Source organism: Ottowia beijingensis (genome assembly GCF_042680925.1).
GTDB classification, from domain to species: Bacteria; Pseudomonadota; Gammaproteobacteria; order Burkholderiales; family Burkholderiaceae_C; genus Ottowia; species Ottowia beijingensis.
The window spans coordinates 418,412-441,238 of the sequence record NZ_JBHUEP010000007.1 but is presented as its reverse complement, the minus strand read 5'-3'; the positions used below and the strand labels follow the sequence as shown (position 1 = coordinate 441,238).

At 67.7% G+C, this 22,827-nt stretch carries 20 protein-coding genes; 15 read left to right on the top strand and 5 right to left on the bottom strand.

The window, feature by feature from the left end; translation table 11 throughout:
• Nucleotides 1-23 precede the first annotated feature (23 nt).
• From ACFSCU_RS11445 to ACFSCU_RS11415, 7 genes are all read left to right on the top strand, one after another.
• On the top strand, nt 24-1,127 hold the full coding sequence (locus ACFSCU_RS11445) for an HAD-IC family P-type ATPase (protein ID WP_308645884.1): 1,104 nt from the start codon (nt 24-26) through the stop codon (nt 1,125-1,127).
• Between the two features lie 160 nt (nt 1,128-1,287).
• Complete coding sequence (gene fdxA / locus ACFSCU_RS11440; protein ID WP_180551299.1) at nt 1,288-1,617, top strand: ferredoxin FdxA; 330 nt, start codon at nt 1,288-1,290, stop codon at nt 1,615-1,617.
• Nucleotides 1,618-1,695: 78 nt separating this feature from the next.
• On the top strand, nt 1,696-2,760 hold the full coding sequence (locus ACFSCU_RS11435) for an NAD(P)/FAD-dependent oxidoreductase (protein ID WP_377560726.1): 1,065 nt from the start codon (nt 1,696-1,698) through the stop codon (nt 2,758-2,760).
• Nucleotides 2,761-2,959: 199 nt separating this feature from the next.
• Nucleotides 2,960-3,364 carry a PepSY domain-containing protein gene (locus ACFSCU_RS11430; RefSeq protein ID WP_377560725.1) on the top strand — a complete coding sequence of 135 codons (405 nt, stop codon included), beginning with the start codon at nt 2,960-2,962 and terminating at the stop codon, nt 3,362-3,364.
• A gap of 26 nt (nt 3,365-3,390) precedes the next feature.
• Nucleotides 3,391-3,867, top strand: a complete 477-nt coding sequence (locus ACFSCU_RS11425; RefSeq protein ID WP_180551298.1) for a DUF2271 domain-containing protein — start codon at nt 3,391-3,393, stop codon at nt 3,865-3,867.
• 142 nt (nt 3,868-4,009) lie between these two features.
• Nucleotides 4,010-6,223, top strand: a complete 2,214-nt coding sequence (locus ACFSCU_RS11420) for a PepSY domain-containing protein (protein ID WP_377560723.1) — start codon at nt 4,010-4,012, stop codon at nt 6,221-6,223.
• A complete protein-coding gene (locus ACFSCU_RS11415) occupies nt 6,204-7,184 on the top strand; it encodes an FAD:protein FMN transferase (RefSeq protein ID WP_180551297.1) in 981 nt (326 codons plus the stop codon). Before ACFSCU_RS11420 ends, ACFSCU_RS11415 begins: the two co-directional genes overlap by 20 nt.
• Before the next feature lie 15 nt (nt 7,185-7,199).
• Here the strand turns inward: ACFSCU_RS11415 and ACFSCU_RS11410 are convergent, their stop codons facing one another.
• Nucleotides 7,200-7,655, bottom strand: a complete 456-nt coding sequence (locus ACFSCU_RS11410) for a putative toxin-antitoxin system toxin component, PIN family (RefSeq protein ID WP_257645865.1) — start codon at nt 7,653-7,655, stop codon at nt 7,200-7,202.
• A complete protein-coding gene (locus tag ACFSCU_RS11405) occupies nt 7,655-7,906 on the bottom strand; it encodes a type II toxin-antitoxin system prevent-host-death family antitoxin (RefSeq protein ID WP_180551296.1) in 252 nt (83 codons plus the stop codon). Before ACFSCU_RS11405 ends, ACFSCU_RS11410 begins: the two co-directional genes overlap by 1 nt.
• 144 nt (nt 7,907-8,050) lie before the next feature.
• Here ACFSCU_RS11405 and ACFSCU_RS11400 point away from each other — a divergent pair, with 144 nt between their 5' ends.
• From ACFSCU_RS11400 to ACFSCU_RS11385, 4 genes are all read left to right on the top strand, one after another.
• A complete protein-coding gene (locus tag ACFSCU_RS11400) occupies nt 8,051-8,809 on the top strand; it encodes a 3-hydroxyacyl-CoA dehydrogenase (RefSeq protein ID WP_180551295.1) in 759 nt (252 codons plus the stop codon).
• A 100-nt stretch (nt 8,810-8,909) separates the two neighbouring features.
• Nucleotides 8,910-9,182 carry a TfoX/Sxy family protein gene (locus ACFSCU_RS11395; RefSeq protein WP_257645864.1) on the top strand — a complete coding sequence of 91 codons (273 nt, stop codon included), beginning with the start codon at nt 8,910-8,912 and terminating at the stop codon, nt 9,180-9,182.
• A 192-nt stretch (nt 9,183-9,374) separates the two neighbouring features.
• Nucleotides 9,375-9,716 (top strand): TfoX/Sxy family protein, encoded by a 342-nt coding sequence (locus ACFSCU_RS11390; protein WP_180551294.1) that lies wholly within the window; start codon nt 9,375-9,377, stop codon nt 9,714-9,716.
• A 153-nt stretch (nt 9,717-9,869) separates the two neighbouring features.
• Nucleotides 9,870-11,702: a gamma-glutamyltransferase family protein gene (locus ACFSCU_RS11385; RefSeq protein ID WP_377560722.1), complete on the top strand. Its 1,833-nt coding sequence runs from the start codon at nt 9,870-9,872 to the stop codon at nt 11,700-11,702.
• An 81-nt stretch (nt 11,703-11,783) separates the two neighbouring features.
• Here ACFSCU_RS11385 and ACFSCU_RS11380 read toward each other — a convergent pair whose 3' ends face one another.
• From ACFSCU_RS11380 to ACFSCU_RS11370, 3 genes are all read right to left on the bottom strand, one after another.
• Nucleotides 11,784-12,275 carry a CreA family protein gene (locus tag ACFSCU_RS11380; RefSeq protein ID WP_180551293.1) on the bottom strand — a complete coding sequence of 164 codons (492 nt, stop codon included), beginning with the start codon at nt 12,273-12,275 and terminating at the stop codon, nt 11,784-11,786.
• A 264-nt stretch (nt 12,276-12,539) separates the two neighbouring features.
• A complete protein-coding gene (locus ACFSCU_RS11375; protein ID WP_257645863.1) occupies nt 12,540-13,820 on the bottom strand; it encodes a mechanosensitive ion channel family protein in 1,281 nt (426 codons plus the stop codon).
• 783 nt (nt 13,821-14,603) lie between these two features.
• Complete coding sequence (locus ACFSCU_RS11370) at nt 14,604-16,247, bottom strand: acyl-CoA synthetase (protein ID WP_180551291.1); 1,644 nt, start codon at nt 16,245-16,247, stop codon at nt 14,604-14,606.
• Between the two features lie 179 nt (nt 16,248-16,426).
• Here ACFSCU_RS11370 and ACFSCU_RS11365 point away from each other — a divergent pair, with 179 nt between their 5' ends.
• From ACFSCU_RS11365 to rpoD, 4 genes are all read left to right on the top strand, one after another.
• Nucleotides 16,427-17,464: a cytochrome-c peroxidase gene (locus ACFSCU_RS11365; RefSeq protein ID WP_180551290.1), complete on the top strand. Its 1,038-nt coding sequence runs from the start codon at nt 16,427-16,429 to the stop codon at nt 17,462-17,464.
• A 10-nt stretch (nt 17,465-17,474) separates the two neighbouring features.
• Nucleotides 17,475-17,924, top strand: a complete 450-nt coding sequence (locus ACFSCU_RS11360) for a Fur family transcriptional regulator (protein WP_180551289.1) — start codon at nt 17,475-17,477, stop codon at nt 17,922-17,924.
• A gap of 350 nt (nt 17,925-18,274) precedes the next feature.
• A complete protein-coding gene (dnaG, locus tag ACFSCU_RS11355; RefSeq protein ID WP_377560721.1) occupies nt 18,275-20,098 on the top strand; it encodes a DNA primase in 1,824 nt (607 codons plus the stop codon).
• A 301-nt stretch (nt 20,099-20,399) separates the two neighbouring features.
• Nucleotides 20,400-22,721 carry an RNA polymerase sigma factor RpoD gene (rpoD, locus tag ACFSCU_RS11350; protein ID WP_377560719.1) on the top strand — a complete coding sequence of 774 codons (2,322 nt, stop codon included), beginning with the start codon at nt 20,400-20,402 and terminating at the stop codon, nt 22,719-22,721.
• Nucleotides 22,722-22,827: the final 106 nt, after the last annotated feature.

Here is a 22,827-nt window from a genome sequence, read left to right as displayed (position 1 = left end):
CGCGGCCCGAGGCCATCGCCGCCGTGGCCGACTGCCAGAGCGCCGGCATCCGCGTGCAGATGATCACCGGCGACCACGCCGCCACCGCCGCCGCCATTGCCGCCCAGCTGGGCCTGGCCGCGCAGCCGGTGGTGGCCACCGGCGCCGAAGTGGAGGCCACGCCCGACCACACCCTGCCCGCGCTGGCCGCGCGCACCGACGTGTTCGCCCGCACCAGCCCCGAGCACAAGCTGCGCGTGGTGCGCGCGCTGCAAAGCCAGGGCGCGGTGGTGGCCATGACGGGCGACGGCGTGAACGACGCGCCCTCGCTCAAGCAGGCCGACGTGGGCATCGCCATGGGGCAGAAGGGCACCGAGGCGGCCAAGGAGGCCTCGCAGGTGGTGCTGGCGGACGACAACTTCGCCTCCATCGTCGCCGCCGTGCACGAAGGCCGCGTGGTGTACGACAACATCCGCAAGGTCATCGCCTGGACGCTGCCCACCAACGGCGGCGAGGTGCTGGCCGTGGCGCTGGCGCTGCTGCTGGGGCTGACGCTGCCGCTGACGCCGGCGCAGATCCTGTGGATCAACATGGCGCTGACCATCACGCTGGGCCTGGTGCTGGCCTTCGAGCCGCCCGAGGACGGCGTCATGCGCCGCCCGCCGCGGCCGCCGCGCGCGCCGCTGATGTCGCCCTTCATGGTGTGGCGGCTGGTGCTGGTGTCGCTGCTGTTCACCGCCGCCGTGTACGCCACCATGGCCTGGGGCCAGTGGCGCGGCATGGACGTCGACGCCACGCGCACCCTGGTCGTCAACGCCTTCTGCGCGCTGGAGATCGCCTACCTGTTCTCGGTGCGCTACCTGCACGGCAGCTCGTTCACCCGGCGCGGCGTGCGCGGCACGCCGGCGGTGTACCTGGCGGTGCTGACGGTGCTGGTGCTGCAGCTGCTGTTCACCTACACGCCGTGGATGCAGGCGCTGTTCAGCTCGCACCCGGTGGGCCTGCTCGATCTGCTGTTCGTCATCGGCCTGGGCGCGTTGCTGATGGTGGTGCTGGAGCTTGAGAAGGCCGCGCTGCGCCGGCTTGACTGGTTCGACGAACTGCGCGCCGCCGCGCCCGCCGCCAAGGCCGCTGCGCCCGCCGGATGAGAGCGCCGCCCAAGCCCTTCCTGACAATGCGGCTACCGGCGCCGCATGGCCGCGGGCGGCTAAAATTGGCCGTTTTCCATGAGCGTTTGCCGGGCCACCCGTCGTTCCACGCGGCAGTCCCCCAACGGCTCGCACACCCCTAGAGCGCACCGAGAAGAACATGACCCACGTCGTCACCGAAGCCTGCATCAACTGCAAATACACCGATTGCGTGGATGTCTGCCCCGTCGATTGCTTTCTGGAAGGCCCGAACTTCCTCACCATCGACCCCGATGAGTGCATCGACTGCGCCGTCTGCATCCCCGAGTGCCCGGTCAACGCCATCTTCGCCGAAGAGGATTTGCCCAAGGACCAGCTGCACATGACCGAGATCAACGCGCAACTGGCGCGCTCGCCCAACTACAAGACGCTGACCAAGCGCAAGGACCCGCTGCCCGACCACGAGGCCTGGGCCAACAAGACGGGCAAGCTGAGCGAGCTGAAGCGCTGACGCACCGCTCTTTCAGATAAAAAAGCGGTTTGGCGCAGGCCCCACCTGCGCAAGCCGCTTTTGTTTTTGTAGCAAACCATGGCCGCAGACGCCCCGCCCATCGACACCGACGCCCTCATCATCGGCGCCGGCCCGGTGGGCCTGTTCGCGGTGTTCGAGCTGGGGCTGCTGGAGATCGGTGCGCACGTCATCGACGCCCTGCCCCAGCCCGGCGGGCAGCCGAGCGAGCTGTACCCCGACAAGCCGATCTACGACATCCCCGGCATCCCGGTGTGCAGCGGGCAGGAACTGATCGACGGGCTGATGAAGCAGGCGGCGCCGTTCCAGCCGCAGTTCCACCTGGGGCATCAGGTCAGCACCTTGCAGAAGCAGCCCGACGGGCGCTTTCTGGTCGAAACGCACAAGGGCCTGCGCCTGCTGGCCAGGGCGGTGTTCATCGCCGCTGGCGTGGGCGCCTTCGTGCCCAAGCGCTTGAGCGTCGACGGGCTCGATGCCTTCGAGGACCGCCAGCTGTTCCACAGCGTGGCCGACGCGGCGGCGTTCCGGGGCCAGCACCTCGTCATCGTGGGCGGCGGCGATTCGGCGCTGGACTGGGCCATCCACTTCGCCACCGAACCGGCGCACCTAGCTGCCAGCGTCACGCTGCTGCACCGGCGCGACGGCTTTCAGGCCGCGCCCGCCAGCGTGGCGCGCATGCGCGAGCTGTGTGATGCCGGGCGCATGCGCTTCGTCGTCGGCCAGGTCGACGGCATCGCGCAGCAAGACGGCCGCATGACGGCCATCCAGGTGCTGGGGCCGGACGGCAGCACGTCGCCGCTGCCGCTGGACGCGCTGCTCGTCTTCCACGGCATGAGCCCCAAGCTCGGCCCCATCGCCGACTGGCAGCTGGCGCTGGAGCGCAAGCAACTGGTGGTCGACACCGAGAAGTTCCAGACCAGCGAGCCCGGCATCTTCGCCATCGGCGACATCAACACCTACCCCGGCAAGCGCAAGCTGATCCTGTGCGGCTTCCACGAAGCCACGCTGGCCGCCTACGCGGCGCAGGCACTAATTGCGCCCGGCAAGGAACTGCCGTTCCAGTACACCACCAGCAGCACGCGGCTCCAGCGTCTGCTGGGTGTGAACAGCGCCGTTGATCGCTGAGGCCGGGTCGGCGCCCCCGCCCACGCCGGCGCGCCACACGGTGTACCCGCCAGGGTTTGATCCGGATCAGCACAGGCGGCTTTGACGCGCCGCTTTACCCGCGCGACACATCCGCTTCAGGCGCAGTTCAGACGGCCTTCTGACAATGGCTTCACAGCATGCGAAAGCGCTGTGATGCCTTGAAAAGGAGAGCACCGACATGAAACCCCTTCGCCCCCTCGCCGCCGGCCCGCTGGTTCTGTCGCTGAGCCTGCTCGCCCTGCCGGCCCTGGCCGATGACGACTGCGACGCGCCGGTAAAGCAATGGCAGTCGCGCGATGCCGTGATGCAGATGGCGGCCCGGCAAGGCTGGCAGGTGCAGCGCCTGAAGATCGACGACGGTTGCTACGAACTGCGCGGCCGCGATGCTCAGGGCCGCGCCTTCAAGGCCAAGATCGACCCGCGCACGCTGGCCGTCGTGAAGATGCGGCAGCGTGGCGATGACGACGACCACCGCGAACGCGAACGCCACCGCGAGCACCGGGGCGACCAGACGCCGCGCAGCGCCGCGCCCGCCGATGCCGGCCCGCTGCCCCCCGGCGGCTCGCGCGGCAGCATCGAATGAACCCCAACCGAACCGGAGAAACTACCATGCGCAAACCCCTCATGACCACCCTGGCCGCCGCCCTGGCGGTGGCCCTGCCCTCCGTGGCGCAGGCCCGCCCGATGTCGATGTCGATCCCGCTGAAGAACTATGGCGGCGACGGCGCCTACCTGGCCGTGTACGTCACCGACGCCAAGGGTGCTTATGTGCGCACCCTGTGGGTGGCCGGCGGCAAGGCCAAGTACTACAAGCACCTGGCGGACTGGAACCGCCTGTCCGCCGCCGACAGCAAGCGCCTGCAGGGCGTGACCGGCGCCAGCGTGGGCGCCGGCCGCACGCTGAAAGTCACTGCCGACCTGGCCGATGCGCTGATCGACGCCGGCTACGAGATCCGCATCGACGCCGCGGCCGAGGACATGCGCGACAGCCCGTCCGAAATCCGCGTGCCGCTGACCAAGGCCGGCGCGGGCAAGGCGCACGCCGGCAAGCAGTACATCCAGTCGCTCACCTACCAGATTCAGTAAGCCTATCGGCGTCTTCCAAAAGCGCGACAGTGCGCACCGTGCCAAAGAATGCTCCCTCTCCTTCTGGGAGAGGGTGGGGGTGAGGGCTGGCAGCGTGTCATGAATGACGGAACTCTCGATAGAAAAGGAAAGGAAACACCCCATGGCCTGGAGGCAGATTCACCGTTGGCTGGGCCTGATGGCCGGCGCGCTGGCGCTGGTGATCGGCATCACCGGCGCGGTGCTGGCGCTCGACCCAATGATCGCCGCCTGGCAGGCCAGGCCCGCCGCCGCCGATCTGCCGGTGGCCACCCTGGTCGAGCGCGTGTCGGCCACCGTGCCGGGCGCGGAGGAAATCCGCCGCCTGCCTTCCGGCGACATCGTGGTCTACGGCTTCGACAACGGCCAGGCCGTGGCCAGCCGTGTCGACCCGGACAACGGGCAGGTGCTGGGCGAATACCAGGCCTCGCCCCTCATGCGCTGGTTCAGGAACCTGCACCGTTCCTTCCTGCTGGGCGATGCCGGGCGCATCACCGCCGCCGTGGTGGCGCTGTCGATGCTGCTGCTGGCCATCTCCGGGCTGGTGCTGCTGCAGCGCCGCCAGGGTGGCTGGCGCAAGGTGTTCAGCCGGGCGCGCGGCACGGGGCTGCAGCGCCTGCACGTGGTCACCGGGCAAGTGCTGGTGGCCGTGTTGGGCCTGTCATCCGTCACCGCGCTGTTCATGAGCGCCGTCACTTTCGGGCTCATCGACGTGGAGCACGCGGTCGAGCCCAGCGTCGTTTCCACCGCCCCTGCCACCATCCCCACGCCGGCCGCCGCCGCGCCGCTGCAGTTGCTGCAGGACACGCGCGTGGCCGAACTGCGCAAGGTCAACTTCCCCGCCGCCGACGACCCCGAGGACACCTGGCGCATCACCACCGACCGCGGCGAAGGCTGGGTGGACCGCTATTCGGGCCAAACGCTGGCCTGGCAGGACGCCACCACCGCCCAGCGCGTGCAGGACTGGGCCATGGTGCTGCACACCGGCGAAAGCGCCTGGGCCTGGGCGCTGGTGCTGGGCCTGGGGGCCTTAAGCATCCCGCTGTTCTGGGTCACGGGCCTGCTGCTGTGGCTGCAGGCGCGCCGCCTGGTACCCCGCATCGGCGACAACAGCGCGCTGCCGCAGGCCGACACGCTGATCTTCGTCGCCAGCGAGAACGGCAGCACCTGGGGCTTTGCCGAGGCGCTGCACACCGCATTGGTGGGCGCCGGCCACAAGATGCACACCAGCGGGCTGGAAAACTTCCGCGCCGGCGCCACTGCGCAGCAAATCTTCGTGCTGGCCGCCACCTACGGCGACGGCCAGGCGCCTGCACACGCGGCCCGCGCGCTGGAGCGCATTGCGCAAACCCCCGCCACCGCCGCACGCGTGGCCGTGCTGGCCTTCGGCGACCGTGCCTTCGACGCCTTCTGCGCCTACGGCCAGACGGTGGACCAGGCGCTGCGCGCCAAGGGCTGGGCCACGCTGCTGCCCATGGAGCGCATCCACCAGCAGTCGGCGCAGGAGTTCGCGCGCTGGGGCGAAGCCGTGGCGCAGGCGCTGGGCCAGCCGCTCGCTATCGACTACCGCCCGCGCCTGCCGGCGACGACCGAGCTGCAACTGCTGTCGCGCCAGGACTTCGCCGGCGGCGACGATCAGCCCGCCACCATCCTGCGCTTCGCTTGGGCCCCGCAGAGCTGGACGGATCGCCTGCGCGGCCGTGGCCTGCGGCACTTCGCGGCAGGCGATCTGATCGGCGTGCTGCCACCGGACTCCGCGGTCCCTCGCTTCTATTCGCTCGCATCCGGCTGGCAGGACGGCTTCGTCGAAATCTGCGTGCGCAAGATGCCGGGCGGCCTGTGCTCGGGCTACCTGCACGGCCTGCAACCGGGTGCGCGCATCCAGGCCTTCATCCGCCCCAACCCGGCGTTCGCCATCGAATCGACCCGCGCCCCGGTGATGCTGATCGGCGCCGGCACTGGCGTGGCGCCGCTGGCGGGCTTCATCCGCGACAACGCGCGCGGCGTGCCCATGCACCTGTACTACGGCGTGCGCGATCCGCAACTGGACTACTTCTTCGGCACCGAGATCGAGCAATGGCTGAAGGAGCAACGCCTGGCCAGCCTGCGCACCACCTTCTCGCGCGTGCCGGAGGGCGGCGGCTACGTGCAGGACGCCCTGCGCCGCGATGCGGACCGGCTGCGCCAGCTGATCGGCGATGGCGCCATCGTGCGCGTGTGCGGCAGCCGCACCATGGCCCAGGGCGTGGCACAGGTGCTCGACGGCATCCTGGGCAGCATCTCTTTGAGCGTTCAGCAGCTCAAGGCACGGGGGCGCTATGCCGAAGACACTTTCTGAGCCGGCGGCGGTGCTCCAGCGCATCAAGCTGCACGGCCCCACCATGGCCACGCGCTGGTCGGTGCTGTGCGACGTCGATCCGCAACTCGACCAGAACGCGTTGCGCAACGCGCTGGCCGCCGCCGTCGAGCGTGTGGACCAGCAGATGTCGCCCTGGAAACCCGACAGCGACCTGATGCGCCTGAACCGCGCCACGCCGGGCGAATGGGTCAGCCTGCCGCCCGAGATCATGGCCGTGCTGGCGCGCGCCCTCGAGATCGCGCGCCTTTCCGACGGCGCCTTCGACCCCGGCGTGGGCGCGCTGGTCAACGCCTGGGGCTTTGGGGCCGAGCGCGACGACCCGGATGCCGCCGCCATCCGCGTGGCCAGGCAATGGGGCCAACCGCCCGCCCATCAGTCGCTGGAACTGTATCTGGCCGCCGGGCGTGCCCGCAAGCACGCCGACGCGCTGTTCGACCTGTGCGGCATCGCCAAGGGCTACGGCGTCGACCAGATGACCGCCGTGCTGCAAGCCCACGGCGTGGCGCACGCGCTGGCCGCGCTCGACGGCGAGTTGCGCGCGCTCGGCACGCAGGCCAGCGGCGAGCCCTGGGCCGTGGCGGTGGAAAGCCCCGAGCCCGGCCGGCGTGCCGCGCGTGGCGTGATCGAACTGGCCGACCTGGCCGTCGCCACCTCGGGCGACTACCGGCGCTGGGTGCAGATCGGCGACGCACGCCTGTCGCACACCATGGACGGGCGCCGCGCTGCGCCGGTGAACAACGGCGTCGCCTCCGTCACCGTGCTGGCCACAGATTGCATGAGCGCCGACGCCTGGGCCACCGCCCTGCTGGTGGCCGGCCCGGCCGAGGGCATGGCGTTGGCGCAGCGCATGCGGCTGGAGGCGCTGTTCATCGTGCGGCGCGAGGAGCGCTGGGTGGAGATGGGGCTGGGGCGCTTTGCGGTGGCGGGTGTGGGCAGCTGACCAGGTGCTCCATGCTCAGCCAGCGCAGCGCTCCAACGCATGGGCCGGCGTGATGATCTCCACCGCTTCAACCCGCCCCAGCACCAGCAAGTCCTGATCCCCGCTGACGAGCCACCCTGCGCCGCCTGCCGCCGCCGTGTGGATGAACACGTCGTCTTCCGCATCGCGGCTATACCGCGCAGCGCCCTCAGGCTTGACCCAGTCGGCCACGGCGGACAGGTCGGCCAGCAACCGGCGCCGCGCACCGAGCGTGATGTAGCGGTCGAACTTGGGTTTCCACAGCCTCGTTTCCAGTTCGGCGAACGTCGCGTCTGAAAACACCAGGCGACTGCACACCAGCAACCGATGCAGCAGGCGTGCGGGACCCGAGCCCGACAGCAGCGCGGCGCTGATGATGACGTTGGTATCGAGCACCACGCGCGAAGGCACGCTGCCTGCAGGCGGCGCCGCCGGCGACGGCATGGCCGCCATCAGCTTTCGTCGGCCAGCAGTTCGCCCAGTCCCTCGGCCGTCAGGCCTTGCGCGGCGGCGTGTGCCCCGGTTTCCGCCAGGGTGTGCTGCAGGCGGTTGGCATAGAAGGCGCGCATGGCTTCGTAATCCTGCGCGGACACCATCACGCCCACCACGCGGTCGCGCCGCGTCACGCGCACGGGCTCGCGCTGCGCCGCGTCGAGAAAGGCGCCGAAGTTGACTTTGGCTTCGTTGGCGGAAAAGGTCTGCATGATCGCCTCAAACAATCCAATCGATCAATTTGATCATTTTAATCGCTTCAACATCCATGCTCAAGCCCATCGAATGGGTGTGACGCCCGCGCCGATAATCTTGCAGCCATCCCCCGAATTCACGACATCAAGAGGAGCACATCCATGCAGATCAAGGACAAGGTTTTCATCGTCACCGGCGGCGCGTCGGGCCTGGGCGAAGGTACGGCGCGCATGCTGGCGGCCGAAGGCGCCAAGGTGGTCATCGCCGACATGCAGGTTGAGAAGGGCGAGGCCGTGGCCAAGGACATCGGCGGCAGCTTCGTTAAGTGCGACGTCAGCAGCGAGGCCGATGGCCAGGCCGTGGTGGCCAAGGCCACGTCGCTGGGCAAGCTGATGGGCCTGGTCAATTGCGCCGGCATCGCGCCGGCCGAGAAGACGGTGGGCAAACGCGGCCCGCACAAGCTGGACGTGTACACCAAGACGATCATGGTCAACCTGGTCGGCACCTTCAACATGATCCGCCTGGCGGCCGACGCCATGTGCAAGAACGAACCGGAAAGCACCGGCGAGCGCGGCGTGCTGATCAGCACCGCCAGCGTGGCCGCCTACGACGGGCAGATCGGCCAGGCAGCGTACGCCGCCAGCAAGGGCGGCGTGGTCGGCATGACGCTGCCGATCGCCCGTGACCTGAGCCGCAACGGCATCCGCAACATGACGATCGCGCCCGGCATCTTCGGCACGCCGATGCTGATGGGCATGCCGCAGGAAGTGCAGGACGCGCTGGCGGCGATGGTGCCCTTCCCTTCGCGGCTGGGCACGCCGGCCGATTACGCGAAATTAGTCAAGCACATCATCGAGAACGACATGCTGAACGGCGAGGTGATCCGGCTGGATGGCGCGATCCGGATGGCGCCGAAATAAAGCACCACCGGTTGTAGGAGCGGGCTTGCCCGCGATGGGGCGTTTCCTCGATCAGGAAGTCATCGCGGGCAAGCCCGCTCCCACAGAAACACAGCAGCCCATGTCCACCCGCCCCGAAACGCTCGACTTTCTGCTCGACCAGATCGGCACGCTGCCGCAGGTGCGCACCCGGCGCATGTTCGGCGAGTACTGCGTCTACCTTCATGAGAAGCCGACCGCCTTCGTGTGCGACGACCAGTTGGTCGTGAAGATCACCGACGCCGGCCGCACCTTGCTGCCGCAGCCGGTGTACGGGCAGCCCTACCCCGGCGCCAAGGCTTTCTGCTGCGGCCCGATGAATGGGAAGACCGCGAGGCACTGTGCGATCTGCTGATGACCACCGCGCAGGCCCTGCCGCTGCCCAAGCCGCGCCAGTCGCGTGCGAAGGTTGGACGATGAAGCCACTATTCAAACGATAGCTGCCAGAGCTTGTTAAACAATGATTTCAGGCCATTTTCTCTTGAATTTAGCTTGTGCCGGGCGCCAGCCGCTATCAAAACAATAACGATTCACCACCCTGCCCGCCATGCCCACGCGCCCCGAAACGCTGCAGTTCCTGCTGGACCAGCTGGCCAGCCTGCCGGGCGTGCGAGTCAGCAAGACCTTCGGCGAATACTGCCTCTACGTCGACGGCCGCTCGGTCGGTTTCGTCTGCAACGACCAGCTGTTCCTCAAACCCACCGACGCCGGCCGCGCCGTGCTGGGCCAGCCGGTGCTGGGCGCGCCCTACCACTGGGTGCAGACGCCGCACTACCTGCTGAGCGCCGACCGCTGGGACGACCGCGATGCGATGCATGCCGCGGTGATGGCCACCGCCGGCGCGCTGCCATGCCCCAAGCCGCGCAAGCCGAAGGCGGCCGCCCGCTGAAGCACCCTCCTCACCAATAAGCTACTACTTATATAGCTGTCCGCGCCTGTCCAGCAAGCGCTGGCGGCCTGTTCGGCTTGCAAGAATTTCGGGCCGCAGGTGTCCAACCGGGTTAGGATGAACCTCTTTTTCGATCACAAGAGGAGACGCCCCATGCCCATGCCCACGCCCCGCCTGTTCGCCCTCAGTGCCCTGGCCACCGCCACCCTGCTGGCCGGTTGCGCCAGCAGCAGCCACTTCCGCTACACGCCGCCGCCGGCCGCGCCGATCACGCCCGAGGGCGGATCGGGCTGGACCGACAAGCCCGGCTGGGCCACCGAAAAATTCGCCGTCGCCGCCGCCAACCCGCTGGCCACCGACGCCGGCTACCAGGTGCTGAAGGCGGGCGGCAACGCCATCGACGCGGCGGTGGCGGTGCAGATGGTGCTGAGCCTGGTCGAGCCGCAATCCAGCGGCATCGGCGGCGGCGCCTTTCTGCTGCACAGCAGTGGGCGCGAGCTGGTGGCCTGGGACGGCCGCGAGACCGCGCCGGCTGCTGCCACCGAAAAGCTGTTCATCGGCGCCGACGGCAAGCCCATGCCCTTCTACGACGGCGTGGTCGGCGGCCGCTCGGTCGGCGTGCCAGGCACGGTGCGCATGCTGGAGCAGGCGCACCGGGCACACGGCCGCCTGCCGTGGGCGCAGCTCATCCAGCCCGCCATCCAGCTGGCCGAACAGGGCTTTCAGGTCAGCCCGCGCCTCGCCACCATGCTGGCCAACGAGAAACACCTGATCAAGGACCCGGTGGCCGCGAAATACTTCTACGACGCCGCCGGCAAGCCCTGGCCCGTGGGCCATGTGCTGAAGAACCCCGAGCTGGCCGAGGTGCTGCGCGGCATTGCGGCACGCGGCTCGGCCGCCTTGCTGCAAGGCCCGTTGGCGCAGGCCATCGTCGACAAGGTCACGCGGCACGCCAACCCCGGCCAGATGACGCTGGCCGACCTGGCCAACTACCAACCCAAGCGCCGCGCCCCGCTGTGCCACGACCTGGCCGCGGCCGGCAAGACGGTGGAGGTGTGCGGCTTCCCGCCGCCGTCATCGGGCGCCATCGCCATCGGCCAGATCCTCGGCATCCTGGCGCAGACGCCCGGCGCCGCCATGAAGCCGGACGCCGCCGGCCTGCCCACCGCCGACTGGCTGCACTACTACACCGAGGCCGCGCGCCTGGCCTTTGCCGACCGCGCGCAGTACGTGGCCGACCCCGATTTCGTGCAGCCGCCCGCCGGCAGCTGGATGAGCCTGCTCGACCCTGCTTACCTGAAAAGCCGCGCCGCGCTCATCGGCGCGCAGAGCCTGAAGGTGGCGCAGCCCGGCCAGCCCGGCGCGCTGAAGATCGGCTTCGCGCCCATGCCCGAGCAACCCGAATACGGCACCAGCCACATCAGCATCGTCGACGCGCACGGCAACGCGCTGGCGATGACGACGACCATCGAGGACGCCTTCGGCGCGCGCCAGATGGTGAAGGGCTTCCTGCTGAACAACGAGCTGACCGACTTCAGCTTCGCGCCCACCAGCGCCGACGGCCAGCCCATCGCCAACCGCGTGCAGCCGGGCAAGCGCCCGCGCTCGTCGATGGCGCCCACGCTGGTGTTCGAGAAGAACGCCGACGGCTCGCGCGGCCCGCTGCTGATGAGCGGCGGCAGCCCCGGCGGCGCGCTCATCATCCACTACACCGCCAAGACGCTGCACGGCGTGCTGAACTGGGGCCTGACGCCGCAGCAGGCCATCAACCTGCCCAATTTCGGCAGCACCAACGGCCCCAGCCTGCTGGAGGAGAAGAAGTTTCCGCCCGCCACCGTCGAAGCGTTGCGCACGCGCGGCGCCGAAGTGCGCGAGATGAACATGACCAGCGGCCTGCAGGCCATCACCCGCGCCAACGTGCACGGCAAGCCCATGTGGCTGGGCGGCGCCGATCCGCGGCGCGAGGGTGTGGTGTTGGGTGACTGAGCGGCGCGAGAGCCGCCGCCTCGTCAACCAGCAGCGGGCAGCGCCGGTGCAGGCGTTGCCCGTTTTTTTGTCAGGCGTGGCTCAGGGCTTGACGGGGATCGGCGTCGCCCGGTCGATGGGCACCGCGGTCAGGCTGTTCTGCGGCGAGCCGTCGATGAGCTTTTCGGAGTACGTCAGGTACACCAGCGTGTTGCGCGGCGCATCCACCATGCGCACCACGCGCAGGCGCTTGAACAGCACCGACATGCGCTCGGAGAACACCTCGTCCTCCTGCCGCAGCGGCGCGCTGAAGCTGATGGGCCCGACCTGGCGGCAGGCGATCGAGGCCTCGGCGCGGTCCTCGGCCAGGCCCAGCCCGCCCTTGATGCCGCCGGTGCGCGCCCGCGAGACATAGCAGGTCACGCCCTCGACCAGCGGGTCGTCGTAGGCCTCGACGACGATCTTGTGGTTGGGGCCGAGCAGCTGGAAGGCGGTGCTCACGTCGCCGATCTGCTGCGCACCGGCGCCGGCGGTGGCAGCCAGCAGCAGCGCGGCGGCGGCGGTGCGCCGGGCATGGAAACAGGCGATAGCCATTTGGCGCGGATTGAAGGTATCAAACCGATAGCTTCTTGCGCCCGGCAGCCGGGCGCTAGATGTGTTTTTCATGCTCATGAATATTCTCCAGGTCCCCCCTGCCGGATGCAGGCCTGCAGGACCGGGGCGCGCATTGTCGCCGCGCGCTCATGCAGTGTTGCGTTCAAAACGATGACCGATGACGAACCGCCGCTTTGTCATTGAAGCGCAGCGAAGTCATTCGTCATTCGTCATTCGTCATTCTTGAAAGCGCATGCGCATCCATCACTCGCGCGGCGCCGCCGCCGTTGCAGCCACCGCGCCCGCGCCCGTCCCGTGCACGGCCAGCCCACCGCCCAGCGCGCGCATGTCGGCGCCGCCCGGCGCCTGGAAGGCGCGCAGCCCGAACTCCGGCAGGATCGCCAGCAGGTGGTCGAAGATGTCGCTCTGGATGGTCTCGTAATCCACCCACGCCGTGGTGTTGGTGAAGCAGTACAGCTCCAGCGGCACGCCCTCCGGCGTGGGCTGCAGCATGCGCACCATCAGCGTCATGTCGGGGTGGATGCCGCTGTTGGCCTTCAGGTAAGCCAGCACGTAGGCGCGGAAGGTGCCGATGTTGGTCAACCGGCGCCGGTTGGCCGGCACGCGGCCCAGCACCTCGCCCAGCTCGCGCAGCTTCATGGCGCGCGAGATCTTCACCGCGTCGGCTTTCTCCTTCACGTAGTCGGCAATCAGCTTGACGTGGCCCAGGCGCTCGATCTGCTCGTCGGAGAGGAAGTGGATCGAGCCGGCGTCGATCATCAGCGTGCGCTTGATGCGCCGCCCGCCCGACTCCTGCATGCCGCGCCAGTTCTTGAAGCTCTCGCTCATCAGCTTCCAGGTGGGAATGGTGACGATGGTCTTGTCCCAGTTCTGCACCTTGACGGTGTTCAGCGCGATGTCGATCACCGCGCCATCGGCGCCGGCCTGCGGCACCTCGATCCAGTCGCCCACGCGCAGCATGTCGTTGCCTTCGATCTGCAGGCCGGCGGCAAACGACTTGATGGTGTCCTGAAACACCAGCATCAGCACCGCCGACATGGCACCGAAGCCGGACAGCACGATGAACGGCGACTTGTCGGCCAGCGCGGCGATCATGATGACCACGGCCGCAATCGCCACCACCAGCTGCCCCATCTGCACGTAGGCCTTGATGGAGCGCGCCGCGTCGCCGTGCCGGTCGTGCACGTGCAGCGCCACGTCCAGCATCTTGAACAGCGTGCGCGCGATGAACAGCACGATCAGCGCGCCGGCGACGTTCTCGATCACCGTCACCACCACGGCCGGCAGGTGCGGCACGAAGCGCACCGCCAGCAGCACCAGCAGCGCCGGCGCGATCTGCGCCACGCGGCGCAGCACGGCGCGGTCCAGCAGCACGGCACTGAAGCCCGTCGCGCCCGCCGCCACGCCCAACCGGGCGACACCGCGCGTGAGCACCAGCTGCACCAGCAGCTGCACCACCCAGGCCAGCAGCAACAGCCCGGTCAGCCCGAAAGCGGCCTGCGCCCAGGGCTGCGACAACGACAAGGCGTCAAACTCCAAAACGATGGTCTCCGTGGTGTGGGGTTCAGCGCCGGCGTTCAGCGAACCGACACCGGACGATGCTGCCGCCGCGCTGTGACGCAGTGACGACGACCGGCGCTGCAAGCACCGCTTGCGCAATCAGAGGGAAAGTCTATACGAGGAAGAAGGTCGCAAGGCTTATCCGATCTGCGCAGGCAGCTACTTTATGAATAGCGTGCTGCCTGGCGAGCAGCCAGTTGGGCGCTGACACGCCGGCTGGAGTCGATTTTATTTTCATAGTGGCTTGCGCACGTATTTCAAGGGGTTTAAGGAATAAAGACCTGAAATACTTTGGTCACGGGCGCAGGCAGCTATGGTTTTTGAACTCGTTTACCCTCACCCCAACCCTCTCCCGCCAGCGGGAGAGGGAGCAAGAAGACGCGCCGCGCGAAGCAGCGGCGCCAACCAAGCCAAGACCGAGCGCAGCGATGGCCCGAAGGGACTTCAACTCCCCTCTGGCCGTGCCGAGAAGCGCAGGGCGTGGGGCGGGCGCGGCAGCGCAGCATGCCGCGCTTCGTGCTCTGACTCGCTGCGGTTGTCTGAGCGGCGTGAGCGCAGCGAACAAAGCGAGTTCCGCAGCGCCGCCCCACGCCCGAGCATCGCAGGTTGCCCGCAGCGAAGCGGAGGGACACGGCCAGTGGGGTCGCCTTTTTCTTTGGTTACTTTCTTTTTGGCGAGACAAAAAGAAAGTGACTGCGCCGCCGGGCGCACATCCCGGCCAGCAGCGCCCCCAACACCCCAACAAAATCAAACGTCAATGGCCGTCGCAGACCCCGCCGCCTTGCGCAACTCAAACTTCTGAATCTTCCCCGTCGACGTCTTCGGCAGCTCCCCGAACACGATGTAGCGCGGCACCTTGAACCCCGCCAGGTGCTGCTTGCAATGCGCCACGATGTCTTCCTTGGTCACCTCGGCACCGGGTTTGAGCTCCAGGAAGGCGCAGGGTGTCTCTCCCCACTTGTCGTCCGGCTTGGCCACCACCGCGGCCGCCAGCACGGCAGGGTGACGGTACAGCACATCCTCCACCTCGATCGACGAAATGTTCTCGCCGCCCGAGATGATGATGTCCTTGCTGCGATCCTTGATCTTGATGTACCCATCGGGGTACTGCACCGCCAGGTCGCCCGAGTGGAACCAGCCACACGCAAACGCTTCTTCGGTCGCCTTCGGGTTCTTCAGATAGCCCTTCATGGCGATGTTGCCGCGGAACATGATCTCGCCCATGGTCTCGCCGTCCATCGGCACCGGCTGCATCGTCATCGGATCCAGCACGCGCGCATCGCGCTGCAGGTGGTAACGCACGCCCTGGCGCGCGTTCAGGCGCGCGCGCTCGCCGATGTCCAACTCGTCCCACGCGGCGTGCTTGGCGCACACCGTGGCCGGGCCGTACACCTCGGTCAGGCCGTACACGTGCGTCAGGTCGAACCCCATCTGCTCCATGCCCTCGATCATCGAGGCCGGCGGCGCGGCGCCCGCCACCATGCACTTCACGCCGGCCGGCACGCCCTTTTTCATTTCATCGGGTGCGTTCACCAGCAGCCCGTGCACGATGGGCGCGCCGCAGTAATGCGTCACGCCGTGGTGGCGGATAGCGTCGAAGATCGCCTTGGCCTCCACGCGCCGCAGGCAGACGTTGACGCCCGCGCGCGCCGCGATGGTCCACGGAAAGCACCAGCCGTTGCAGTGGAACATCGGCAGCGTCCACAGATAGACGGCGTGCTTGGGCAGGTCCCACTCCAGGATGTTGCTGATGGCGTTGGTCGCCGCGCCGCGGTGGTGGTAGACCACGCCCTTGGGGTTGCCCGTGGTGCCCGAGGTGTAGTTGAGCGCAATCGCGTCCCACTCGTCGGCCGGGTACTTCCACGCGAACTTCGCATCGCCCTGCGCCACGAAGGCTTCGTAGGTGACGCTGCCGATCTTGGTGCCCTCGCCATACAGCGCGTCTTCCACGTCGATCACCAGCAGCGGCGCGGTCGATGTACGCAGCGCCAGCGCCTTCTTCACGATGCCCGCGAACTCGGGGTCGACGATGATGGCCTTGGCCTCGCCGTGGTCCAGCATGAAGGCCACGGCCTCGGGATCAAGCCGCGTGTTCAGCGTGTTCAGCACCGCGCCGGCCATGGGCACGCCGAAGTGCGCCTCCACCATCGGCGGGGTGTTGGGCAGCATGGCGGCCACGGTGTCGTTCTTGCCGATGCCGTGCTTTTGCAGCGCGCTGGCCAGCTGGCGGCAGCGGTCGTAGGTCTGGGCCCAGTTCTGGCGCAGCTCGCCATGCACGATGGCCAGCTTGTCGGGGTAGACCTCGGCCGTGCGCTGGATGAAGGCCAACGGGGTGAAGGGGGCGAAGTTGGCTTCGGTGCGGGGCAGATCGGTGTCGTAGATGCTGGCCATGACGGGTCTCCTTGTGGTTCGGCAAATGATACCCAGCCCCCTCACGGCGGACTGACAGGAGCTGAACGCCCTGGGGTTGATCCATCGCAATATCTCCACCGGGTATGCCGGACACAATCGCTGTTACATGATCTGGATGCTGTCCAGTTCGCACTGGTTCACCAACCGAAGGAGTCCCCATGAAGAAGCTGAAGCCCCTTTCCGCCGCCGCCCTGGCCGCTGCCCTCGCCCTGGCGGTCGGGTTCCAGGCGCAGGCCCAGAAGCCGCGCGACGAGCCGATCCAGCCCATCGAGCCGGCCAAGGTGACCGATCCGGCCAAGGTGCAGCTGGGCAAGAAGCTGTGGTTCGACCCGCGCCTGTCGCGCTCGGGCTTCATCTCGTGCAACTCGTGCCACAACCTCAGCATGGGCGGCTCCGACAACGTGGCCGCCTCGGTGGGTGACCGCTGGCAGAAGGGCGGCATCAACTCGCCCACCGTGCTCAACGCCGTGCTCAACATCGCCCAGTTCTGGGACGGCCGCGCCAAGGACCTGGCCGACCAGGCCGGCGGCCCCATCGAGAACCCGATCGAGATGAACTCCACGCACGCCGCCGCCGTAGCCACGCTGCAGTCCATCCCGGGCTATGTGGAAGAGTTCAAGAGCATCTACAAGGTCGACAAGATCGACATCAAGCAGGTCACCGACGCGCTGGCCACCTTCGAATCCACCCTGGTCACCCCCAACTCGCGCTTCGACAAGTGGCTGAAGGGCGACAACAAGGCCATCACCGACGTCGAGCTGAAGGGCTACGAGCTGTTCAAATCCACCGGCTGCGTGGCCTGCCATAACGGCCCCAACGCGGGCGGCAACATGTTCATGAAGATGGGCGTGGTGCAGGCCTACAAGACCGACCACCCGGCCGAGGGCCGCTCGGCCGTGACCGGCAACGAGATCGACCGCTTCACCTTCAAGGTGCCGACGCTGCGCAACGTGGAGCTGACCTACCCCTACTTCCACGACGGCGCCGCCAAGACGCTGACCGAGGCCGTCGACATCATGGGCCGCCTGCAGCTGGGCCGCACCTACACGAAGGAAGAAAACGCGCAGATCGTCGCCTTCCTGAAGACGCTGACCGGCGACCAGCCGCAGATCACGCTGCCGATCCTGCCGGTGTCGAGCGACAAGACGCCGCGCCCCGACCCGTTCGCGCCCATCGTGGCGCCGATGAAGAAGTAAGATCGACGGCATGAACCGCCGCCCCGCGCCCGACCTGGACCTGGTGCAGCGCCTGCGCAGTGCAGGCCTGCAGCCCACGCGCCAGCGCCTGGCCGTGGCGGCGGTGATGTTTGCGCAGCCCGTGCACCTGACGGCCGAGCAGGTGGTCAAGACCTTGCACGGCGGCGCGCCGACCGTGGCCGATGTGGACGCCACCCCGATCTCGCGCGCCACCGTCTACGCCACGCTGGCGCAGTTTGCCGAGGCCGGCCTGCTGCGCGAGCTGCACAGCGGCACCGGCGCCGTGGTGTACGACAGCAACCCTACGCTGCACCCGCATTGGGTGGATGTGGAAACCGGCCAGGTGCACGACCTGCCGCCCGGTGTGCGTCTTCAGGTGTCGGGCATCGACACCCTGCCCGCCGGCCTGCAGGTGCAGGACGTGCAGCTGATGCTGCGCGTGAAGACCAGCGCGGCCTGAGCGGTCGAGCGCCCCCTGCCTCGCCGCCTGCCATGCTGGCGATGCTTTTGTTTTGATAGTGGCCTGCGCTCGTCCAGCAATGGTTTCAAGCATAAAACACCTGAAATCATTATCTGACGAGCGCTAGCAGCTATCATTCTTGCTTGATCGGCAACAAGTCTCCGATGACGCACGACCCTCATCTGCTGTGTGGGAGCGGGCTTGCCCGCGATCAGGCGTTGGTGGCGATCAAGCCGCCGGATCGCGGGCAAGCCCGCTCCCACAACACGGTCTGAGACTTGGTGCCAATCAAGCATTCTTGATGGTTTCCTGGCCATCGCCCACCACAGGCCATCGGTCAGAATAGCCGCGTGGCCATCCCCCAGCATTTCATCCAGGAGCTTCTGGCGCGCGCCGACGTGGTCGAGATCGTCGGCCGCTACGTGCAGTTGAAGAAGACCGGGGCCAACTTCTCGGGCCTGTGCCCGTTCCACAGCGAGAAATCGCCCTCGTTCACCGTCAGCCCGTCCAAGCAGTTCTACCACTGCTTCGGCTGCGGCAAGAACGGCAACGCCATCGGCTTCCTGATGGACCACACCGGCGCCGGCTTCGTCGAGGTGGTGCACGAGCTGGCCCAGCAGTACGGCATGCAGGTGCCCGAGGACGATCGCAGCCCCGCCGAGCGCGCCCGCGCCGCGCAGGAAACCGAAAAGCGCCACACCCTCACCGACGTGCTGTCGCGCGCGGGCGAAGCCTACAAGAGGCACCTCAAGGACAGCCCCCGCGCCATCGATTACCTGAAAAAGCGCGGCCTGTCGGGCGCCGTGGCGCGCGACTTCGGCCTGGGCTACGCGCCCGAAGGCTGGCGCACGCTGGCCAGCGTGTTCCCCGACTACACCGATCCGCTACTGGCTGAAAGCGGCCTGGTCATCGTCGGAGAGGACGACGCCGACAAGCGCTACGACCGCTTCCGCGACCGCATAATGTTCCCCATCCGGAGCGTCAAGGGCGAAGTCATCGGCTTCGGCGGCCGCGTGCTGGGCGACGAGAAGCCCAAATACCTGAATTCGCCCGAAACCCCGGTGTTCCACAAGGGCCGCGAGCTGTACGGCCTGTTCGAGGCCCGCGCCGCCCTGCGCGACTACGGCTACGCCCTGGTCACCGAAGGCTACATGGACGTGGTGGCGCTGGCCCAGCTCGGCTTCGGCAACGCCGTGGCCACGCTGGGCACGGCCTGCACGCCCGAGCACGTGCACAAGCTGTTCCGCTTCACCGAGCAGATCGTGTTCAGCTTCGACGGCGACGCCGCCGGCCGCCGCGCCGCACGCAAGGCGCTGGAGGCCGCCCTGCCCCTGGCCACCGACACGCGCAGCGTCAAGTTCCTGTTCCTGCCGCCCGAGCACGACCCCGACAGCTTCATCCGCGCCGAAGGCAGCGATGCCTTTGCCGACGCCGTGAAAGGCGCCGTGCCCCTGTCGCGCTTTTTGCTGGAAGCCGCGGCCGAAGACTGCGACATGGAGACGGCGGAGGGCCGGTCGCACTTCGCCGCCAATGCCCGGCCGTTGTGGCAGCTGCTGCCGCCCGGCACGCTGGCACAGCAGCTGCTGGGCGAGATCGCGGCGCAGGTGCAGATCGGCGTGCATGAGCTGGAGCAGCTGTGGGACATCCGCCGCGCGCCACGCAGAAGCTATGAAAAAAAGAGCTACCCGCGCCCGACTGACGGCCACTACAGCCCTAAGAGGCCTGAAAAAGCCGCCCCGCCCCGCCGCCACCTGCGCGGCCAGCCCGCCAGCCGCGCCAGCCGCGCGCTGCAGATCGTGCTGACAGAGGCCAGCGCCTGGGACCGCCTGAGCCAGGACGAACACGTGCTGCTGTGCGACCTGCCGCCGCCGCACGGCCCGCTGTTCACCTGGCTGGCCGGGCAGGCGCTGGACCATGGCCCCCAGCCCTGGAGCGCGCTGCGCGAAGCCTTGCGCGGCCACGAGCACGAGGCCTTTGCCGTCGACGAAGTGGCCAAGCTGCCGCCCGACATCGTGTCGGAGCCCGACGAATTGCACGGCATTCTGGGCACCGAGCGGCGCGAGCAACTCAAGCGCCGCATGGACGACGCCCTGGCGGCGGGCGATCTGCCGCGTTACCAGGCGCTGCTGCGCCAGTTGACGGATGCCGACGCGCCGGGCGCCGGCAACCCTTGAAATCGGCGCTTCACGCTATAATTAAAGGCTTGTCACCGGCAAGAGCGACAGCAGCACCTCCGGCCCGGCCACGCGCACAGCGTCATGCGCGCCCCTTCCCCCAGGGACGGCCAAGATACCGCAAGGACTGCACCCCAAATGTTCGCCCAACCATCTTGCCCCTGACCGTGCGCTGCCGCCAGACTGCCCCATCGGCGCGCCGTTGCCACCTCGCTTTTCTTTTTTTGCCTGACCGAGTGTCCGCCGTGCGACGCCCCATCGCGTTCGTGCGCTGAGCACTCCAACGACCAGAGGTTGATTGATGTCCACCAGCGCCAAACCTGCCGCCAAGACCGCCGCCGCCAAGACCACCCCCGCCAAGAAGGCGCCGGCCAAGAAAGCCGCGCCGGCCCAGGCCGCCGCGGAAGAACTCGAGACCACGCCAGCCAAGACCACCGCGGCCAGGAAGACCGCCGCCAAGACCACCACGGCCGCCGCCCCCGCCAAGAAGGTGGGCCGCCCGGCCAAGGGTGCCGCAGCCGCCGAAAAATCCACACCCGCCAAGCGCGGCCGCCCCGGCAAGACGGCGGCCAAGGACCTGGACGAGGACGCCGACCTGTCCGACATCGAAGCCGACCTGGAAGGCGAGCCCGAGGCGGCGCCCGAGGGTGAGCAGGCCGCGGTCGAAAAGGCCAAGCCCCTGCGCATGAAGATCAGCAAGGCCAAGGAACGCGCCTTGATGAAGGAATTCGGCCTCGACGAGGGCGTGCTCTCCGAAGAGGAGATGAGCACCCGCCGCGCCAACCTCAAGACCCTGCTCAAGCTCGGCAAGACGCGCGGCTACCTGACGCACGGCGAGATCAACGACCACCTGCCCGACAAGCTGGTCGACGTCGAGACGCTGGAGGCCGTGGTCTCCATGCTGAACGACCTGGGCGTGGCCGTGTACGAGCAGACGCCGGACGCGGAGACGCTGCTGCTGACCAACCAGGGCACCAGCACCGCCACCGAGGAAGAGGCCGAGGAAGAGGCCGAGGCGGCGCTGTCCACCGTCGATTCGGAATTCGGCCGCACCACCGACCCGGTGCGCATGTACATGCGTGAGATGGGCACCGTGGAGCTGCTCACGCGCGAGGGCGAGATCGAGATCGCCAAGCGCATCGAAGGCGGCCTGATGGCGATGATGGAAGCCATCAGCGCCAGCCCCACCACGATCGCCGAGATCCTGCAGATGGCCGCCGACATCCGTGAAGGCAAGGTCGTCATCAACACCGTGGTCGACGGCTTTGCCGACCTGGACGAGAACGACGACTACGTGGCCGAGGAAGACTTCGACGAGTACGACGAAGAGGACGACGACGACGGCAAGGGCGGCTCCAAGGCCATGACGCGCCTCTTGGAAAAGCTCAAGAACGATGCGCTGGAGCGCTTCGACGAGATCGCCGCGCTGTTCGACAAGGTGCACAAGGCCTACGACAAGGAAGGCTGGGGCTCGCCCAACTACATGAAGGCGCAGACCCTGCTGTCCGAGCGGCTGATGACCATCCGCTTCACGGCCAAGACCATCGAGAAGCTGTGCGACATGCTGCGCAGCCAGGTGGACGACGTGCGCCGCTACGAGCGCGAGCTGCGCCGCATCATCGTCGACCGCTGCGGTTACCCGCAGGAGCAGTTCATCGCCGAGTTCTCGGGCCGCGACAAGGCGGGCAACAAGGTGCCTTCGAACCTGCTGAACCTGAAGTGGGTCGAAAAACAGGCCGCCGCCGGCAAGCCCTGGAGCGCCATCATGGAGCGCAACATCCCGCCGATCCAGGACCTGCAGCAGAAGCTGATCGACCTGCAGGCGCAGGTGGTGGTGCCGCTGGATGAGCTGAAGGACATCAACAAGCGCATGAACGAGGGCGAGGCCTCATCGCGCGATGCCAAGAAGGAGATGATCGAGGCCAACCTGCGCCTGGTGATCAGCATCGCCAAGAAGTACACCAACCGCGGCCTGCAGTTCCTCGATCTGATCCAGGAGGGCAACATCGGCCTGATGAAGGCAGTGGACAAGTTCGAGTTCCGCCGCGGCTTCAAGTTCTCGACCTACGCCACCTGGTGGATTCGCCAGGCCATCACGCGCTCGATCGCCGATCAGGCGCGCACCATCCGCATTCCGGTGCACATGATCGAGACCATCAACAAGATGAACCGCATCTCGCGCCAGCACCTGCAGGAGTTCGGCTTCGAGCCCGACGCCGGCATCCTGGCCGAGAAGATGGAGATGCCCGAGGACAAGATCCGCAAGATCATGAAGATCGCCAAGGAGCCGATCTCGATGGAAACCCCCATCGGCGACGACGACGACAGCCACCTGGGCGATTTCATCGAGGACCAGAACAACACCGCGCCGGTTGACGCCGCCATGCAGGCCGGCCTGCGCGACGTGGTGAAGGACATCCTCGACAGCCTGACCCCGCGCGAGGCGAAGGTGCTGCGCATGCGCTTCGGCATCGAGATGAGCACCGACCACACGCTGGAAGAAGTGGGCAAGCAGTTCGACGTCACGCGCGAGCGCATCCGCCAGATCGAGGCCAAGGCGCTGCGCAAGCTCAAGCACCCGAGCCGCTCGGACAAGCTGCGCAGCTTCATCGATTCGCTGTGACGCCCTAGAAACCGAACAGCCGGACGCAGAGCACGCAGAGGTTCCGCAGAGGACGCAGAAGAAAACCATTTTGGTCTTCTTCTGCGTCCTCTGCGGGTTTCTGCAC

Coding starts and splice junctions, on each gene's coding strand:
- ACFSCU_RS11430 (WP_377560725.1), top strand. CDS start 2,960: ATGAAACCCCTTCGCCCCCTCGCCGCCGGCCCGCTGGTTCTGTCGCTG.
- ACFSCU_RS11420 (WP_377560723.1), top strand. CDS start 4,010: ATGGCCTGGAGGCAGATTCACCGTTGGCTGGGCCTGATGGCCGGCGCG.
- ACFSCU_RS11390 (WP_180551294.1), top strand. CDS start 9,375: ATGCCCACGCGCCCCGAAACGCTGCAGTTCCTGCTGGACCAGCTGGCC.
- ACFSCU_RS11435 (WP_377560726.1), top strand. CDS start 1,696: ATGGCCGCAGACGCCCCGCCCATCGACACCGACGCCCTCATCATCGGC.
- ACFSCU_RS11385 (WP_377560722.1), top strand. CDS start 9,870: ATGCCCATGCCCACGCCCCGCCTGTTCGCCCTCAGTGCCCTGGCCACC.
- ACFSCU_RS11400 (WP_180551295.1), top strand. CDS start 8,051: ATGCAGATCAAGGACAAGGTTTTCATCGTCACCGGCGGCGCGTCGGGC.
- rpoD (WP_377560719.1), top strand. CDS start 20,400: ATGTCCACCAGCGCCAAACCTGCCGCCAAGACCGCCGCCGCCAAGACC.
- ACFSCU_RS11380 (WP_180551293.1), bottom strand. CDS start 12,275: ATGGCTATCGCCTGTTTCCATGCCCGGCGCACCGCCGCCGCCGCGCTG.
- ACFSCU_RS11410 (WP_257645865.1), bottom strand. CDS start 7,655: ATGGCGGCCATGCCGTCGCCGGCGGCGCCGCCTGCAGGCAGCGTGCCT.
- ACFSCU_RS11425 (WP_180551298.1), top strand. CDS start 3,391: ATGCGCAAACCCCTCATGACCACCCTGGCCGCCGCCCTGGCGGTGGCC.
- ACFSCU_RS11360 (WP_180551289.1), top strand. CDS start 17,475: ATGAACCGCCGCCCCGCGCCCGACCTGGACCTGGTGCAGCGCCTGCGC.
- ACFSCU_RS11370 (WP_180551291.1), bottom strand. CDS start 16,247: ATGGCCAGCATCTACGACACCGATCTGCCCCGCACCGAAGCCAACTTC.
- fdxA (WP_180551299.1), top strand. CDS start 1,288: ATGACCCACGTCGTCACCGAAGCCTGCATCAACTGCAAATACACCGAT.
- ACFSCU_RS11365 (WP_180551290.1), top strand. CDS start 16,427: ATGAAGAAGCTGAAGCCCCTTTCCGCCGCCGCCCTGGCCGCTGCCCTC.
- ACFSCU_RS11405 (WP_180551296.1), bottom strand. CDS start 7,906: ATGCAGACCTTTTCCGCCAACGAAGCCAAAGTCAACTTCGGCGCCTTT.
- ACFSCU_RS11415 (WP_180551297.1), top strand. CDS start 6,204: ATGCCGAAGACACTTTCTGAGCCGGCGGCGGTGCTCCAGCGCATCAAG.
- ACFSCU_RS11395 (WP_257645864.1), top strand. CDS start 8,910: ATGTCCACCCGCCCCGAAACGCTCGACTTTCTGCTCGACCAGATCGGC.